General features: G+C 39.9%; 18 protein-coding genes and 1 pseudogene. All 19 read left to right on the top strand.

The genetic code is table 11. The annotated features are described in order from the left end of the window. The first annotated feature begins 83 nt into the window (after nucleotides 1–83). The 19 genes and pseudogenes from ftsA to LC033_RS03705 all read left to right on the top strand — a co-directional run bounded on the left by ftsA (nucleotide 84) and on the right by LC033_RS03705 (nucleotide 14,810). On the top strand, nucleotides 84–1,406 hold the full coding sequence (gene ftsA / locus LC033_RS03795; RefSeq protein WP_226566935.1) for a cell division protein FtsA: 1,323 nt from the start codon (nucleotides 84–86) through the stop codon (nucleotides 1,404–1,406). 33 nt (nucleotides 1,407–1,439) lie between these two features. Then, a complete protein-coding gene (ftsZ, locus tag LC033_RS03790; RefSeq protein WP_226566934.1) occupies nucleotides 1,440–2,585 on the top strand; it encodes a cell division protein FtsZ in 1,146 nt (381 codons plus the stop codon). A gap of 583 nt (nucleotides 2,586–3,168) precedes the next feature. Next, the gene (locus LC033_RS03785) at nucleotides 3,169–3,495 is read left to right on the top strand and encodes a hypothetical protein (protein ID WP_226566933.1); all 327 of its coding nucleotides are present in this window, start codon (nucleotides 3,169–3,171) and stop codon (nucleotides 3,493–3,495) included. 14 nt (nucleotides 3,496–3,509) lie between these two features. Beyond that, nucleotides 3,510–3,716, top strand: a complete 207-nt coding sequence (locus LC033_RS03780) for a hypothetical protein (protein WP_226566932.1) — start codon at nucleotides 3,510–3,512, stop codon at nucleotides 3,714–3,716. Between the two features lie 225 nt (nucleotides 3,717–3,941). Continuing rightward, complete coding sequence (gene spoIIGA, locus LC033_RS03775) at nucleotides 3,942–4,871, top strand: sigma-E processing peptidase SpoIIGA (RefSeq protein ID WP_226566931.1); 930 nt, start codon at nucleotides 3,942–3,944, stop codon at nucleotides 4,869–4,871. A gap of 59 nt (nucleotides 4,872–4,930) precedes the next feature. After that, a complete protein-coding gene (gene sigE / locus LC033_RS03770; RefSeq protein WP_226566930.1) occupies nucleotides 4,931–5,650 on the top strand; it encodes an RNA polymerase sporulation sigma factor SigE in 720 nt (239 codons plus the stop codon). A 142-nt stretch (nucleotides 5,651–5,792) separates the two neighbouring features. Continuing rightward, a complete protein-coding gene (sigG, locus tag LC033_RS03765; RefSeq protein ID WP_226566929.1) occupies nucleotides 5,793–6,572 on the top strand; it encodes an RNA polymerase sporulation sigma factor SigG in 780 nt (259 codons plus the stop codon). Between the two features lie 150 nt (nucleotides 6,573–6,722). Beyond that, the gene (locus tag LC033_RS03760) at nucleotides 6,723–7,661 is read left to right on the top strand and encodes a sugar-binding transcriptional regulator (RefSeq protein ID WP_226566928.1); all 939 of its coding nucleotides are present in this window, start codon (nucleotides 6,723–6,725) and stop codon (nucleotides 7,659–7,661) included. A 239-nt stretch (nucleotides 7,662–7,900) separates the two neighbouring features. Further along, complete coding sequence (locus LC033_RS03755) at nucleotides 7,901–9,145, top strand: NAD(P)H-dependent oxidoreductase (protein WP_226566927.1); 1,245 nt, start codon at nucleotides 7,901–7,903, stop codon at nucleotides 9,143–9,145. Between the two features lie 12 nt (nucleotides 9,146–9,157). Next, on the top strand, nucleotides 9,158–9,574 hold the full coding sequence (locus LC033_RS03750) for a transcriptional regulator GutM (RefSeq protein WP_226566926.1): 417 nt from the start codon (nucleotides 9,158–9,160) through the stop codon (nucleotides 9,572–9,574). A 32-nt stretch (nucleotides 9,575–9,606) separates the two neighbouring features. Then, on the top strand, nucleotides 9,607–10,134 hold the full coding sequence (gene srlA, locus LC033_RS03745; RefSeq protein WP_226566925.1) for a PTS glucitol/sorbitol transporter subunit IIC: 528 nt from the start codon (nucleotides 9,607–9,609) through the stop codon (nucleotides 10,132–10,134). 16 nt (nucleotides 10,135–10,150) lie between these two features. Further along, nucleotides 10,151–11,161 carry a PTS glucitol/sorbitol transporter subunit IIB gene (gene srlE, locus LC033_RS03740; protein WP_226566924.1) on the top strand — a complete coding sequence of 337 codons (1,011 nt, stop codon included), beginning with the start codon at nucleotides 10,151–10,153 and terminating at the stop codon, nucleotides 11,159–11,161. Between the two features lie 26 nt (nucleotides 11,162–11,187). Next, complete coding sequence (locus LC033_RS03735) at nucleotides 11,188–11,544, top strand: PTS glucitol/sorbitol transporter subunit IIA (protein ID WP_226566923.1); 357 nt, start codon at nucleotides 11,188–11,190, stop codon at nucleotides 11,542–11,544. Between the two features lie 159 nt (nucleotides 11,545–11,703). Further along, nucleotides 11,704–11,877, top strand: a pseudogene (locus LC033_RS16780) (ATP-binding cassette domain-containing protein); the annotation flags it as partial. A 184-nt stretch (nucleotides 11,878–12,061) separates the two neighbouring features. Further along, complete coding sequence (locus LC033_RS03725; protein ID WP_008344958.1) at nucleotides 12,062–12,298, top strand: YlmC/YmxH family sporulation protein; 237 nt, start codon at nucleotides 12,062–12,064, stop codon at nucleotides 12,296–12,298. Between the two features lie 201 nt (nucleotides 12,299–12,499). Continuing rightward, the gene (pgeF, locus tag LC033_RS03720; protein WP_376776398.1) at nucleotides 12,500–13,363 is read left to right on the top strand and encodes a peptidoglycan editing factor PgeF; all 864 of its coding nucleotides are present in this window, start codon (nucleotides 12,500–12,502) and stop codon (nucleotides 13,361–13,363) included. A 9-nt stretch (nucleotides 13,364–13,372) separates the two neighbouring features. After that, nucleotides 13,373–14,062 (top strand): YggS family pyridoxal phosphate-dependent enzyme, encoded by a 690-nt coding sequence (locus tag LC033_RS03715; RefSeq protein ID WP_226566969.1) that lies wholly within the window; start codon nucleotides 13,373–13,375, stop codon nucleotides 14,060–14,062. A gap of 1 nt (nucleotide 14,063) precedes the next feature. Then, nucleotides 14,064–14,522 (top strand): cell division protein SepF, encoded by a 459-nt coding sequence (locus LC033_RS03710; RefSeq protein ID WP_226566920.1) that lies wholly within the window; start codon nucleotides 14,064–14,066, stop codon nucleotides 14,520–14,522. 6 nt (nucleotides 14,523–14,528) lie between these two features. Continuing rightward, nucleotides 14,529–14,810: a YggT family protein gene (locus tag LC033_RS03705; RefSeq protein ID WP_226566919.1), complete on the top strand. Its 282-nt coding sequence runs from the start codon at nucleotides 14,529–14,531 to the stop codon at nucleotides 14,808–14,810. Nucleotides 14,811–14,842 lie beyond the last annotated feature (32 nt).

Genomic DNA, 14,842 nt, shown 5'->3' with positions numbered 1-14,842 from the left:
ACACTTGTAAAAACACATTCATTGTATTGTTGTTCAGCAAATAATAGAATAGAAAGTATTGATATGTGAGGAGGTGCCATAGAATGAACAACAATGAAATTTACGTCAGCCTTGACATCGGTACATCCAATATAAAAGTCATCGTCGGAGAAATGGCGGATGATTCGCTTAACATTATAGGTGTTGGAAATGTCCCTTCAGAGGGGTTAAAAAAAGGATCGATTGTTGATATAGATGAGACAGTTCATTCTATTAGACAAGCATTTGAACAGGCTGAGAGAATGGTAGGTTTTCCTTTACAAAAGGCGATTGTTGGAATTAACGGGAACCACATTCATATTCAGAATACGAGCGGCGTGGTCGCAGTTTCTAGTGAAAACAAAGAAATACATGCTGAAGATGTAAGACGTGTCTTAGATGCTGCTCAGGTAGTATCTATTCCTCAAGAACATCTCGTAGTAGACGTCATCCCAAGGCAATTTATTGTCGACGGAAGAGATGAGATTACAGATCCCAAAAAAATGCTTGGCGTTCGACTAGAGGTGGACGGATCGTTAATTACAGGTTCTAAAACGATTCTACATAACTGGCTCCGATGTGTAGAGCGAGCTGGAATTGAAATTATGGATATTTGCCTGCAGTCACTCGCATCGGGCTCAGCAGCATTATCGAAAGATGAAAAAAATCTAGGGGTAGCTCTTGTCGATATTGGCGGCGGATCTACAACGATTTCAGTATTTGAAAACGGGCATCTCTATTCTACTCACAGTATCCCCTTGGGCGGAGAGAACATTACAAAAGATTTGTCTATAGGATTGAGAACTTCAACGGAAGAAGCTGAACGAATCAAAAAACAATTTGGACATGCGTTCTATGATGAGGCATCGTCTGAGGAAACATTTGAAGTTTCCGTCATTGGTACCGACCAAAAACAGACGTATACACAACTTGAAGCGGTCAATATCATTGAGGCACGGTTGGAAGAAATCCTGTTGTTTGTGGCAGAAGAGTTAAGAAATATGGGTGTCCATGATTTGCCTGGCGGTTTTGTTCTAACAGGTGGACAGGCGGCCATACCTGGTATCCTTTCACTTTCACAAACGGTCTTACAAAACAATGTAAGAATTGCAAGTCCTAATTATATTGGGGTGAGAGAGCCTCAATATATGACAGGAGTGGGTCTGATCCATTTTGCTTATCGCAATGCAAAAATTCAGGGCAGACAGGTTGGATTCCAAATGCCGGATGAGGCGTTTTATGAAGTAGGCACATCTATGGAGCCGGTTTCTTCTACACCACAAATAAAAGAAGCGCAGCCAAGACCGAAAGTAAAACAAAAAGCACAACAAGAGACAAATAAAAAACAGGGCAAAATGAAAAAACTATTTAATATGTTCTGGGAATAGAATTAGATTTTTGACGGATTAGGAGGATTCAGCATGTTGGAGTTTGAAACAAATATAGACGGCCTAGCATCAATCAAAGTAATCGGAGTAGGTGGAGGCGGAAATAACGCTGTCAACCGAATGATCGAAAATGACGTACAGGGTGTCGATTTTATTGCAGTGAATACAGATGCACAGGCATTAAACTTATCAAAAGCAGAAACGAAAATGCAAATCGGTGCTAAGCTGACAAGAGGGCTTGGAGCAGGTGCGAATCCTGAGGTCGGTAAAAAGGCTGCTGAGGAAAGCAAGGAACAAATTGAAGAAGTATTAAAAGGAGCTGACATGGTTTTTGTTACAGCTGGTATGGGCGGTGGAACTGGTACCGGTGCTGCACCTGTTATTGCAAAAATCGCAAAAGATTCAGGGGCTTTGACAGTTGGAGTAGTCACTCGCCCTTTCACATTTGAAGGAAGAAAGCGGCAGCTTCAAGCAGTTGAAGGAATTGCTTCTATGAAAGAAGCTGTTGATACCTTAATCGTGATTCCAAACGATCGTTTACTTGAAATCGTTGATAAAAACACACCGATGCTTGAAGCGTTCCGTGCAGCGGATAACGTGTTAAGACAAGGTGTACAAGGAATTTCTGATTTAATTGCAACACCAGGTTTGATTAACCTTGACTTTGCTGATGTGAAAACAATCATGTCCAATAAAGGTTCAGCTCTTATGGGCATTGGTGTGGCAACAGGTGAAAACCGTGCGGCTGAAGCAGCGAAAAAAGCGATTTCTTCACCACTTCTTGAAACGGCGATTGACGGAGCACAAGGCGTTATCATGAATATTACGGGTGGTACAAACCTAAGTCTTTATGAGGTACAAGAAGCAGCTGATATTGTTGCATCTGCATCTGATGAAGATGTAAACATGATTTTCGGGTCTGTCATTAATGATAACTTGAAGGATGAAATTGTGGTGACAGTAATCGCAACTGGATTTATTGAGCAAGAGCCAGAAGTGACAAAACCACAAAGAAATCCATTAGCACAAGGATTACAGCAAAATCAATCCATTCCTCAAAAGCGCGAATTCAAACGTGAGGAACATCAGCAAACATCATCTCAGCCAAGACAAAATACACAATCAACCGATGATACGCTGGATATCCCAACGTTCTTGCGTAACCGCAACAAAAGCTAATTGAGCATAGCTCATCCCCTTTCATTGGAAGGGGATTTTTTAATGTTTAAAAGTATAAAGTGGCCTGTTGTTTTTTTGATCGGAAAGTCTTAAATATGTGAGAGTCACTCAATCTATTATATGTATTTTGACTTATACATATTAATACAAAAAATCATTTTTGGATTCCTTTGCAAAAAACGACAAAATGATGAACTTTGTTTGACTACATTAAATAGAACACCATGAATCTTGTCATGAGCAAAAGGGAAGAGGGGGATGAGGATTATACTCTGCTTTATCATTTGGGGATGAGGGATTTTATTAAAAGTGAAGTTTCGTAAAACCGCCGTCTATCGTTTTATGAGTGTTTTGATGATTGGTACGTTAACGATGACAAGCTTTGGGATGGTTTCAATCAAATTCGACTTCCACCTCATTTAGGGGGAAGCCGTTTCTTCTAAGAAACAAAAGCAAAGATTTCATCTAGTTTAATGAAACAGTTTCAACAGGAAGACAAGGTCACCTTCCTAGTCAAAATGATAAAGGTGCAACGAAATAATCAAAGCCGGTAAAGATTGTCATCGATCAAACAGCACCAACTTTGACCATTGATACACTGAAAAATGGAGAAAAATCAAATAGAGAATTGCTCACTTTGGAAGGAAAAGTAGCGGACGATCATCTTGATAAAGTCAAAGTCCATGGGAAGAAGGCTACAATGAAAGATGGGAAGTATTCCGCAAGAGTGCTGTTTAAGAACGGAAGAATACGAAGTGATAGCGAAAGATGTAACAGGAAACTAACGACTAGAAAAGTTGACATCGATGTTCATGAGGCACCTGACATTTCTGAGCTGACCCCAAAAACAGATGTCAAGCTATCATCAGGAGAATCTGTTAAGATTCATTTAAAAGCAGGAAAAAGCTAGAGGCAACCTTTGTCATGCCCCTGACACGCGCTAGATCAAAGCTCCAAAAAACAAAAAAGCTGAATAAGCTTGAAGTAGCAGAAGGAACATATAAAGGATACTGTACGGCTACATCTACCGCAGAAGCAAAAGGCGTGCTGATTGAAGTCATTGTGCGACATGATTATGGAAATGTCACAAGACAAAAGGCATCAGGAACAGTAAACATTAATGAGAAGTAACCATCAACAAAAGACACGACTCTTTGGAGCGTGTCTTTTTAGTACCGAACACTGCACCCAATTCTCTCACTCTCATTCCTCGACAAAAACAATAACAATCCATCAAAAGTTCTCCATCATCCCCAACAAGAATTGACAGACTTCCTTGTGATGACTGTTTTATACTGGTACAAACAAGTGCAAGTACTGCTTTTGATTCTTTGGTTCAGATGAAAGGAGCAGAAGGTGGTCATTTATTTAGACGTAATTGGGCTGTTAAACTTTTGTTTTGATCTCTTGCTTCTCTTACTCACTGCATTTATTCTCAAACGAGAAGTGAAAAAATGGCGATATATGTTAGGAGCTCTGATTGGATCGAGTATGGTTCTCTTGCTCTTTACACCATTTGCGATGTTTGCGTCACACCCTTTAGGCAAGCTACTCTTTTCTGTCTTGATCGTGATTGCAACCTTTGGTTTTCAAAGATTTCGTTCCTTTTTTCAAAACTTGTTTGTTTTTTATTTTGTCACATTTTTAATGGGAGGAGGCATGATCGGGGTTCATTCGTTTTTGCAAACAAATACAATCATTCAAGACGGACTGTTTATTTCACAAAATGATGGATTTGGTGATCCCGTTAGCTGGTTTTTCGTTTTAACTGGCTTTCCAGCCATTTGGCTGTTTTCAAAGAAAAGATTAGGAGAGGTTGGTGTGAAAAAAAGACAGTATGATGAACAAGTACTTGTGGAGATACACATTGATGGAGAGACCATTCGCTTAAATGGACTCGTTGATTCTGGCAATCGTCTGTATGATCCTATGACAAAAACACCTGTTATGATCGTTCAGCTTGATCAGCTAACGTCTATTTGCGGGGAGCCGTTTTTAGAGCTGATGAAACAGTGTCATCCTGTTGAAGTGATGCAGAAGCTTGATGATCGTTTTCCACTGCTCGATCGTTTAAGACTTGTTCCATATCGTGCCGTCGGTCATGATCACGGGTTTCTACTATGTTTAAAGCCAGATACTGTCGTCATTTATTCAAAAACGCATATCATCGAACCATCGAAGTGTTTTGTTGGGATGAGCCTCGGAGGCTTATCAGTAGATCAGGAATTTCAATCCATCATTCATCCAGATATGTTAGACGGGAAAATCATACAAGGGGTGTCGTAGTTTTTTGGTGATGTCTTTTATCTTACGAGGTCAATTTGACATTTAGAAGGGAGAAGAAGATGAAAAAATTAAAATTTAAACTCACTTACTACTGGTATAAACTTCTCATGAAGCTAGGTCTAAAGAGTGATGAAATTTATTATATTGGTGGAAGTGAAGCACTGCCGACTCCTTTATCAAAGGATGAAGAACAAGAACTGCTTGTCAAATTACCGAAGGGTGATCAAACAGCAAGGGCTATTCTTATCGAAAGAAACTTGCGATTAGTGGTCTATATTGCAAGGAAATTTGAAAACACTGGTATTAATATTGAGGATTTAATTAGTATAGGAACGATAGGACTGATCAAGGCAGTCAACACATTTAATCCGGAAAAAAAGATCAAGCTTGCGACATATGCCTCAAGGTGTATTGAAAATGAGATTTTGATGTACCTGCGCCGAAATAATAAAATCCGTTCAGAAGTATCGTTTGATGAGCCGCTCAACATTGATTGGGACGGGAATGAACTGCTTTTGTCAGATGTACTTGGAACAGATGATGATATTATCACCAGGGATATTGAAGCAAATGTAGATAAAAAATTACTGAAAAAAGCGTTAGAGCAATTAAATGACCGTGAAAAGCAGATCATGGAACTCAGGTTCGGCTTAGTTGGCGGTGAAGAAAAAACGCAAAAAGATGTCGCTGACATGCTAGGTATTTCACAGTCCTATATTTCAAGACTCGAAAAAAGAATTATTAAACGATTGCAAAAAGAATTTAATAAAATGGTCTAAAAAAATTTTTTGAAAGCTCTTTCCCTGTGCTGTCAAAGGGATCATCATTTTTTCACATGTTTCTCGTCATAGCTCGTGCATATTTTTCCATCCCAAGGAGATACTGTACTTTGTACAACAGCTCCTGTAGGGAGGGAAAAAAGTGTCCAAAAATAAAGTGGAAATCTGCGGAGTCGACACCTCCAAACTGCCTGTTCTGAAAAACGAAGAGATGAGAAAATTGTTCAGACAGCTGCAAGATGAAGGTGACGATACAGCGAGAGAAAAGCTAGTCAATGGCAATTTGCGGTTGGTCTTAAGTGTGATTCAGCGTTTTAACAACAGAGGCGAGTATGTTGATGATCTTTTCCAAGTAGGATGTATCGGATTAATGAAATCAATTGATAATTTTGATTTAAGCCACAATGTCAGATTTTCAACTTATGCGGTTCCTATGATCATAGGAGAAATACGTCGATACTTGCGTGATAACAACCCGATTCGGGTGTCTCGTTCACTTAGAGATATTGCCTACAAGGCACTCCAAGTCCGAGAGAGGCTAATTAGTGAGACAAGCAAGGAGCCGACGGCAGAAGACATTGCCAAAGTGCTAGAAGTACCTCATGAGGAAATTGTCTTTGCCCTAGATGCGATTCAAGATCCTGTTTCTTTGTTTGAACCGATCTATAATGACGGAGGAGATCCGATTTATGTGATGGATCAAATTAGTGATGAACGGAACAAAGACACACAATGGGTGGAAGAATTGGCCTTAAAAGAGGGAATGCGCAGATTAAATGATCGAGAAAAAATGATTCTTCGAAAACGCTTCTTCCAAGGCAAAACACAAATGGAAGTCGCTGAAGAAATCGGGATTTCTCAAGCACAAGTATCAAGGCTTGAAAAAGCAGCCATCAAACAAATGAATAAAAACATTTTTTAAAGCCGCCACTTGATGTGCGGCTTTTTTCATTCTTCTAGAGAACACGCCTCTAGTATTGACTCTGTTATTTTTTTCATTTAATCTGTTTCTAACAAATGTTATTTCATATATCATTTGTTAAGGAACACATAAACGGAAAGAAGGGTTATTATGACATTCCATGATGAAAAAAGGGTGCTTATTAAGGTTGCGCATATGTATTATGAAGAAGGCGCCACCCAATCTAAAATTGCAGAAGCTGTGGGGGTTAGCCGTTCGCTCATATCGAAATATTTGGCAAAAGCACGGGAAGCAGGAATCGTGGAAATCATTATTCATGATGAAGTCAATCAACAATACGGGTCGTTAGAAAGAAAAATAGAGCGAAAATATGGGCTACGAGAAGTCGTATGTGTTGAATCTCTCAGTCAAGAAGCAACAAAAAGTCGAATCGGAGCTGCGGCTGCGGGTTTTTTATTAAAAGTTATGAAGGATGGACAAGTCATCGGCTTTTCATCAGGAACAACTTTACATGAAATGGCGAAAGCGCTTACGTCTGTTCAGCACTTTCCATCCGTTACATTTGTTCCGCTTGTCGGAGGGGTTGGGAATGAAGATGTTGATATCCATGCCAATTATATTATTGCGAGATGTACAGAAGCACTCAAGTCAAAATGTGAATTTTTACATGTTCCTGTCATGCTTGATACGAAAGAAGCGAAGGAAGTATTGATTAGACAGCCATCAATAAAAAAAGTCATTGAGCTAGGAGAATCATCAAATATTGCCGTTGTCGGAATAGGCGGGGTTCCGCAGCATTCAACGATGGTGAAATCTTACATGACAAACGGCGAGGGGGATATACTCCAAATGAAGGATGTGGCCGGTGACATTTGCTACAATTTTATTGATTATAAAGGAGAAATTTATCCGCATCCATGGAACGACCAGGTGATGGGCATAAGCCCGCAAAAGCTGAAAGAAATTCCGCTTGTCATTGGTGTCGCTGGAGGAGAAGCAAAAATAGAAGCCATCCGAGCGGTATTAGAGGGTGGATTAATTCATGTATTAATTACGGATGAACGAACTGGAGATGCCTTATTAAAGTAACTACCTAATATGATAGGTAGTTTTTTAAGTCTTTAGACTCAAAAAGAATGAAAATTCCATCTATTTTAGCTTGACACAAAGTTGACACATCATATAAACTGAATTCATAACAAATGGTAAATAAAATAACAAATGTTACAATAAATCGATTTTTGTTAATTTTAATAACATTTGTTAAAAGTTTCAGATTTTTTCTAGCAATCTATTGTAAAGCATAAAAAACTGAAAGGATGATTTAGATGTCAATCTATCAACAGTTGATAGCACGAGAACGCAGTGCCGACCCGATCAAAGTAGGGATTATCGGCGCAGGCCAAATGGGATTTGGACTCATCTCACAAATTTCTAAAATTCCAGGCATGATTGTAGCAGGTGTCTGTGATATTCAGCTTGATGCAGCAGAGAAGGCAGCGAATTTTTACAAGCAGCATACAAAGCCTCATCAAATGGTTGTCACAAATGATTACAGAGAAGTGATTCAATCAGATGGCGTGGAAGTTGTTGTGGATGCAACAGGTGTTCCAGAGGTCGGAGCTAACATTTCTTTGGAAGCGCTTAATTCAAAAAAACATCTCGTTCTTTTAAATGTGGAGGTCGATATTACAATTGGTTTGGTGATGCATAAATTATTCACGAATACAGGACTTGTTTACTCTGGATCAGCTGGAGATGAACCAGCCGCAACGCTAGAATTATATGAATTTGCGAAAACAATGGGGCTTGAAGTATTAGTTGCTGGGAAAGGTAAAAACAACCCATTCTTCCCAGAAGCGAATCCAGATACGTGTAAAGTAGAGGCAGATAGTAAACATATGAGTACGCATATGTTGGCTGCGTTCCAGGACGGAACAAAAACAATGGCAGAAATGAACTTATTGAGTAATGCGACAGGGCTTTTGCCAGATAAAGTGGGCATGCACGGAGTAGAAGCGAATTTAGAGAATGTAGCAGATAAATTGAATCAAAAACAACAGGGCGGCGTGCTGGATAACTTCGGAGTTGTTGAATATGTAAATGGACTTGCACCAGGCGTCTTTGTCATCGTCAAAAGTGAGCTTGAGCCAGTAGATGAAGAGCTTCGCTACTTAAAAGTTGGAAAAGGTCCTCACTACACGCTTTATCGTCCGTTCCACTTAGCGAGTCTTGAAACACCAGTTACCATCGCAAAAGCGGTCTTACAGCATGATTCTTCCATCCATCCAATTGGTGTACCAGTTTCAGAAACGGTAGCCGTTGCGAAAAGAGATATTAAAGCAGGCGAAACACTTGACGGAATTGGTGGTTACTCTGTAAGAGGTGTACTTGTAACGCATCAAGACATGAAAACAAACGGTCACATTCCAATTGGCTTAATCAGCGGGAAAGTGGTTGCAAAAAAAGACATTAAATTAGGACAATTCCTATCTCATGATGATGTAGAACTTGATTCAAACACAACGGTCTGGAAGCTGCGTTCATTACAAGATCATCTATTTCAATCATAAGGACGTGAGGCTATGGAAAAATTAGCAATCGTACTTTGTATCATTCTCATTGTGCAGTATGGCTTACCTTTTTTTCAAATCAAGTACTACCGTAAAAGCATGGATACACTCATTGATGACTACAAAGGGAAGAAAGGCTATCACTTGTTTTCAGGAATGGAGCGGCGCAAATTTGGTCCTGGGGCCATTGCGCTCATCATTGTGGATGAATCGTATATCATTCAAAAATGTCATGTGCTTGGCGGGGTCTCGATTTTGTCTAAATTTAAGGAAGTCCCTTCATATGAAGGCAAGCATGTAGGTGCTGTGCTAGATGAGCACCATATGATGAAGCAAACATTGAATAAACGCAAAAAAGGATCAGCTGTCATACAAGCACTCTCAATGGCAGCTGAGCAGGCACTTGTCTCGATTTCGAAAAAAATATAACAAATGTGAACTAAAGAAAGGGGAGATAAAACATGGAATGGATTCAATGGTTTGGGGAGCACTTTATCGGAATGTTTGAAGCCGGCGGAAAGCAATTCATGGGTCTTGTCACAGGTATCGTTCCAACGCTTGTTGTGTTGCTTACTTTCACCTATGCTGTGATGAAGTTTATTGGAGAAGAGCGAGTGAATAGAGCGATCCAGTTTGCAGCAAAATATACCATTTTACGCTATACGTTAATGCCGATCTTATCCGTTCTTATTTTGACAAACCCAATGGCTTATACGTTTGGCCGCTTCTTACCTGAAAAACAAAAACCAGCATTCTATGATTCAGCTGTTTCATTTGTTCATCCGGTGACATCACTGTTTCCGTATGCTAACGCAGGAGAACTGTTTGTCTACCTAGGAATTGCTAATGGGATTAAAGAAGCTGGATATTCAATGTCAGAGCTTGCTGTTCGTTACTTTTTAGTTGGGATCGTCGTCATTTTACTTCGAGGAATCATTACTGAATGGATTACAAAATACTTAGCAGGAAAAATGAAAGCGGATTCATAATAGAGGAGGGTTAGACATGACAAACCACAAAGTATTTGTTGCAAAAGGTGCTGGCGGATGGGGAACTGGCTTAGAGCTTGAACCAAACAGTAAAAGAAGAAAGGTCGTTTCCATTACAGGGGGAGGTATTCACCCAGTTGCACGTAAAATCGCGGAAATGACAGGGACAGAAGCATGTGATGGCTTTAAAAATTCCATTCCAGAAGATGAAATGATGTGTGTTGTCATTGACTGCGGAGGAACTGCACGAATTGGACTTTATCCGATGAAGCGTATTCCAACTGTAGATGTTTTGGCATCCTCTCCTTCTGGACCGCTTGCAAAACATATTACAGAGGATATCTTCGTATCAGGAGTGACAGAAAAAGATATTTCCTATGCGGAAGAATCAGATGGCGAGGCGAAACCAGAAGGTCAAGAAAGCAGTGAGTCCATTGACAAAGAGAATTTTAAAGAAACGTATTCAAAGCTAAAACAGGAAAATATCGAGCGTCAGGAAAAAGGTGATTTCCTCATGAGATTCTCAAGAGGAATAGGGAAAGTAACTGGCACGTTCTATCAAGCAGGTCGTGATTCTGTTGATATGCTTTTGAAAAACATCATCCCATTCATGGCATTTGTCAGTATGTTAATAGGAATTATCAATTATACAAAAATCGGGGATTTAATTGCTCATTTCCTATCACCTTTGGCGGGATCTTTATGGGGGCTCTTACTGCTCGTTGTTGTGTGTACATTGCCATTTCTATCACCTGTCTTAGGACCTGGAGCAGTCATTGCGCAAGTCATCGGTGTACTCATTGGTAGTCAAATTGCACTAGGTAACATTCCGCCTCAATTTGCACTTCCTGCACTATTTGCTATCAACGGTCAAGTAGGGTGTGACTTCATTCCAGTTGGGCTATCACTTGGTGAAGCGAAGCCGGAAACGGTACAATATGGGGTACCAGCTGTTTTGTATAGCCGTCTCATTACAGGGATTCTATCTGTTATGATCGCATATGTTGCCAGCTTCGGTATGTATTAAACGTCTTAAAGGAGGAATCGAGATACATGATCACACAATCTGTTGTAAAAGAAATTGGGATATTAGTACCGCAGTTTAAAGAAGAAAAGCTGATTGTTTTATTTGGACCAGCAGCACCGCAGGAATTAAAAGACATGTCCGTTATTCATGAGTTCGAACATATAGAAGAAGAGCCGCTCAAACTAGGAGGAACCATTCGAGTCGGAGACCAAACTTACACGATCACAGCACTTGGCAAAAAAGCAAATGACAACTTTAAAGAGCTTGGTCATATTTCGATTTACTTTCAAGAGCCGTTTGATGATGTATTACCGGGAGCTGTCTTTGCATCCCCGCATACGTATCCTGATATAACAGAAGGCGTACGTATAGAAATCTCTTAAGAGATCAGAAAAGCTGTTCCTAAAAAGGAGTAGCTTTTTTTTATGTAAGGTTTACCGAAATGAGCATTTGCCGATATGCTGTAGACTTTCATTATTTGTATATTCAGAATTTTTACCATGGGAAAATCACTTGACTTGAAGGATGTTTCTTGAAAAAGAATTGGGAAATGGCTACGTCATTCTGTCTCTGTCGACTGGGAGGTGAAAAAGCAGGAACACTGGATGCTTTGTGGATTAAATGGTGCGGGGAAAACCGCTTTATTAAATGTGCTGTGCTCGTATTACTTTCCAACGTCAGGTGAGATGACAGTGTTAGGGCAGTTTTTTGTAAAGGGGAGGACAAAGCAGATGATGACAAGCGACTTGCTTTTTTCCTTTTTTGAATGTCCTGTTGAAGTCATGTGGGGGAATGGATGTCCTCACTTATGTAAATTGTAGATAAGAGAAACTATTGGTCTGCATCCCTGCTTTTCCATCATACACATTATAGTAGAAAACGAAAGGCGGGGAAGGATAGATGATCAGTATTTCTGAATTTCAAATTAAGGATGTTGTCGATGTGTCCAGCGGGAAAAAACTAGGCACAATTGGTGACATAGATATTAATGTCACGAGCGGTAAAATACAAGCGATTATTATAGGCGGTACAGGTAAAATGATGGGATTTTTCGGAAAAGAAGAGGAAATGATCGTCCCATGGCGAAATATAGTAAAAATTGGCGAAGATGTGATACTTGTCCGGTTATCTTCTTAATTCATACCAACCCTCTATCGAAATTTCCTTATTAACCTTCTCTCCACTCTCAGCAAATGTCTTTTTCGGGTAAAAAGATTACGTTTTCATATCAATTTGAAAAAAATCCTGTAGAAAGGGCACATTTGAGTGTAATATTTAATGAATTCCACTAACTGTCTATGCATGTCTTGTGGTAAAATAGGAGCGATATAAAGAGAGATGAATGAAAGGTGGGAGGCAGCTTTGACATACAAATATGACCCCTTTCAGCAGAAATCACCTTATGCAATGACCATTCATGATTGGACGAACATGACATGTTCTGGTAAAGAGGTATTAGCCGGATTTACGACAAAAAATGGGGGCTTTAGCCTTTCTCCATATCAATCAATGAATACTGGACTCCATGTAGGAGATGATGCTTCTAGTGTCAAAATGAATCGTCAAGTCATAGCAGATGCGAATGCTGTGCCGCTCTCTGATTGGGTGTTTGCTGACCAAACACACGAGGACCGTATAATGAAAGTCACCAAAGAGCAAAGAGGAAGAGGAAGTCTTCATTATCATGAGGCACTGCCTGGAACCGACGGCTTATATACCTCTGAACTAAACATGATGCTCGCTCTTTGCTTCGCTGACTGTGTTCCGCTTTATTTTCTAGCTCCGCAAAATGGATTGATTGGAACGGCTCATGCCGGCTGGAAAGGAACCGTCAAGCAAATTGGCGCAAAAATGATTGGTTTATGGTGCAGTAAGGAAGGCGCCAAGGTCGATCATATACAAGTGGTCATTGGACCATCAATTGGCAGCTGCTGCTACATAGTAGATGATGTTGTCATAGATCAAGTAAAAAAGCTTCCTTTTTCAACAGATTATGTGTATTCCGAGATTTCGCTAGGACAATACAAAATTGATTTGAAAACATTAAACAAAAACGTATTGCTTCATGTAGGAATAAAAGAAGAAAACATACATGTCAGTTCGATGTGCACAAGCTGCAGCGATCAGCTTTTCTTCTCACACCGGCGTGATCAAGGGAAAACAGGACGTATGATGTCTTTTGTCGGGTTTAAGGAGGCATAATAATTGCAATTGAATGTACGAGAGAATTTCAGACAAATAAATGAACAAATTAACGAAGCATGTAAAAGAGTAGGTAGAAATCCAGCAGAGATATCGGTCGTCGCTGTGACAAAATATGTCTCGATTGAACGAGCACTAGAAGCCAAGGAAGCTGGAATTTTGCACTTTGGTGAAAACCGTGACAAAGGGTTATTTGAAAAACAAGCAGCGATAACTGATGAAAACATTAGCTGGCATTTCATCGGCAGTCTACAGACGCGAAAAGTGAAATCTGTCATTCAGACAATTGACTATTTACATTCGCTTGACAGAATGTCCCTTGCGAATGAAATTGAAAAAAGAGCGGATCACACCGTTTGCTGTTTTGTACAGGTGAACACCTCTCTTGAGGAGTCAAAACACGGCTTACAAAGCGAAGACGTGACTCCATTTGTCAAACAGCTCGCAGATTTCAAACATATTGAAATTGCTGGCCTGATGACAATGGCTCCATTCACAGATGATCAGGCTGTGATTCGAAACTGTTTTAAAACATTAAAAAGCCTTCAAGAAGAGGTGAAACATCTTAACCAAGTAAATGCACCTTGTGAGCATTTATCGATGGGCATGTCAAACGATTTTGAAATCGCAATTGAAGAAGGTGCGACATTTGTTCGGATTGGCTCTTCACTTGTTGGAAATGAAACAGGAGGTGCGTGACATGAGCATAAAAAATAAGTTTAAAAGCTTTTTCACACTCGATGACGAAGAGTATGAGTACGAATACATTGATGAAGAAAGAGAACCAGCTCAAGAAGAAAAAGGAACAAAAGACAAAGCGGCATTTCAAGAGCGTCCGCAGACAGGAAAACAAAATGTCGTCAGCTTGCAAAGCATGCAGAAATCCTCTAAAGTGGTGTTAAGTGAGCCGCGGGTTTATGCAGAGGCGCAAGAGATTGCAGACCATATTAAAAACAGGCGTGCAGTCGTCGTAAATTTGCAGCGCATTCAGCATGATCAAGCAAAGCGAATTATTGACTTCTTAAGCGGAACGGTTTATGCAATCGGTGGAGACATTCAACGTATTGGCTCGAATATATTTCTCTGCACACCTGATAATGTGGATGTATCTGGCACAATATCAGAGTTATTAACAGAGGAAGAACCTCAGAGGTGGTAAATCAAAGTGATTCTATATTACATTTTTAAGATTTTACAGAGTGCATTAACGATTTATTCATTCGCGATTATTATTTACATCTTTATGTCATGGGTGCCTTCTGCAAGAGAAACAACGATTGGCCGATTTTTGGCATCCATTTGTGAACCGTATTTAGAACCATTTCGTAAAATTATTCCGCCAATTGGCATGATTGACATCTCGCCAATTGTGGCATTGCTTGTGATCCGTTTTGCCTCAGATTATGGATTAAGAGGTCTTTATCAGATGATTTCCGGAATCATGTAAACAGGCTGCCGGGCTTGGCAACTGCCAGGCTC

The organism is Bacillus stratosphericus, from assembly GCF_020524495.1.
Taxonomy (GTDB): domain Bacteria; phylum Bacillota; class Bacilli; order Bacillales; family Bacillaceae; genus Bacillus; species Bacillus stratosphericus_B.
Note: the sequence above shows the minus strand (reverse complement) of the source record. Positions and strands in the feature narration are given on the sequence as shown.

Excerpts from the sequence above, each read along its gene's own strand:
- srlE (WP_226566924.1), top strand. The coding sequence starts at position 10,151 with ATGACAAACCACAAAGTATTTGTTGCAAAAGGTGCTGGCGGATGGGGA.
- LC033_RS03735 (WP_226566923.1), top strand. The coding sequence starts at position 11,188 with ATGATCACACAATCTGTTGTAAAAGAAATTGGGATATTAGTACCGCAG.
- sigE (WP_226566930.1), top strand. The coding sequence starts at position 4,931 with ATGAAAAAATTAAAATTTAAACTCACTTACTACTGGTATAAACTTCTC.
- LC033_RS03755 (WP_226566927.1), top strand. The coding sequence starts at position 7,901 with ATGTCAATCTATCAACAGTTGATAGCACGAGAACGCAGTGCCGACCCG.
- ftsA (WP_226566935.1), top strand. The coding sequence starts at position 84 with ATGAACAACAATGAAATTTACGTCAGCCTTGACATCGGTACATCCAAT.
- srlA (WP_226566925.1), top strand. The coding sequence starts at position 9,607 with ATGGAATGGATTCAATGGTTTGGGGAGCACTTTATCGGAATGTTTGAA.
- pgeF (WP_376776398.1), top strand. The coding sequence starts at position 12,500 with ATGAATGAAAGGTGGGAGGCAGCTTTGACATACAAATATGACCCCTTT.
- LC033_RS03780 (WP_226566932.1), top strand. The coding sequence starts at position 3,510 with ATGCCCCTGACACGCGCTAGATCAAAGCTCCAAAAAACAAAAAAGCTG.
- LC033_RS03750 (WP_226566926.1), top strand. The coding sequence starts at position 9,158 with ATGGAAAAATTAGCAATCGTACTTTGTATCATTCTCATTGTGCAGTAT.
- LC033_RS03725 (WP_008344958.1), top strand. The coding sequence starts at position 12,062 with ATGATCAGTATTTCTGAATTTCAAATTAAGGATGTTGTCGATGTGTCC.
- LC033_RS03710 (WP_226566920.1), top strand. The coding sequence starts at position 14,064 with ATGAGCATAAAAAATAAGTTTAAAAGCTTTTTCACACTCGATGACGAA.
- LC033_RS03760 (WP_226566928.1), top strand. The coding sequence starts at position 6,723 with ATGACATTCCATGATGAAAAAAGGGTGCTTATTAAGGTTGCGCATATG.
- ftsZ (WP_226566934.1), top strand. The coding sequence starts at position 1,440 with ATGTTGGAGTTTGAAACAAATATAGACGGCCTAGCATCAATCAAAGTA.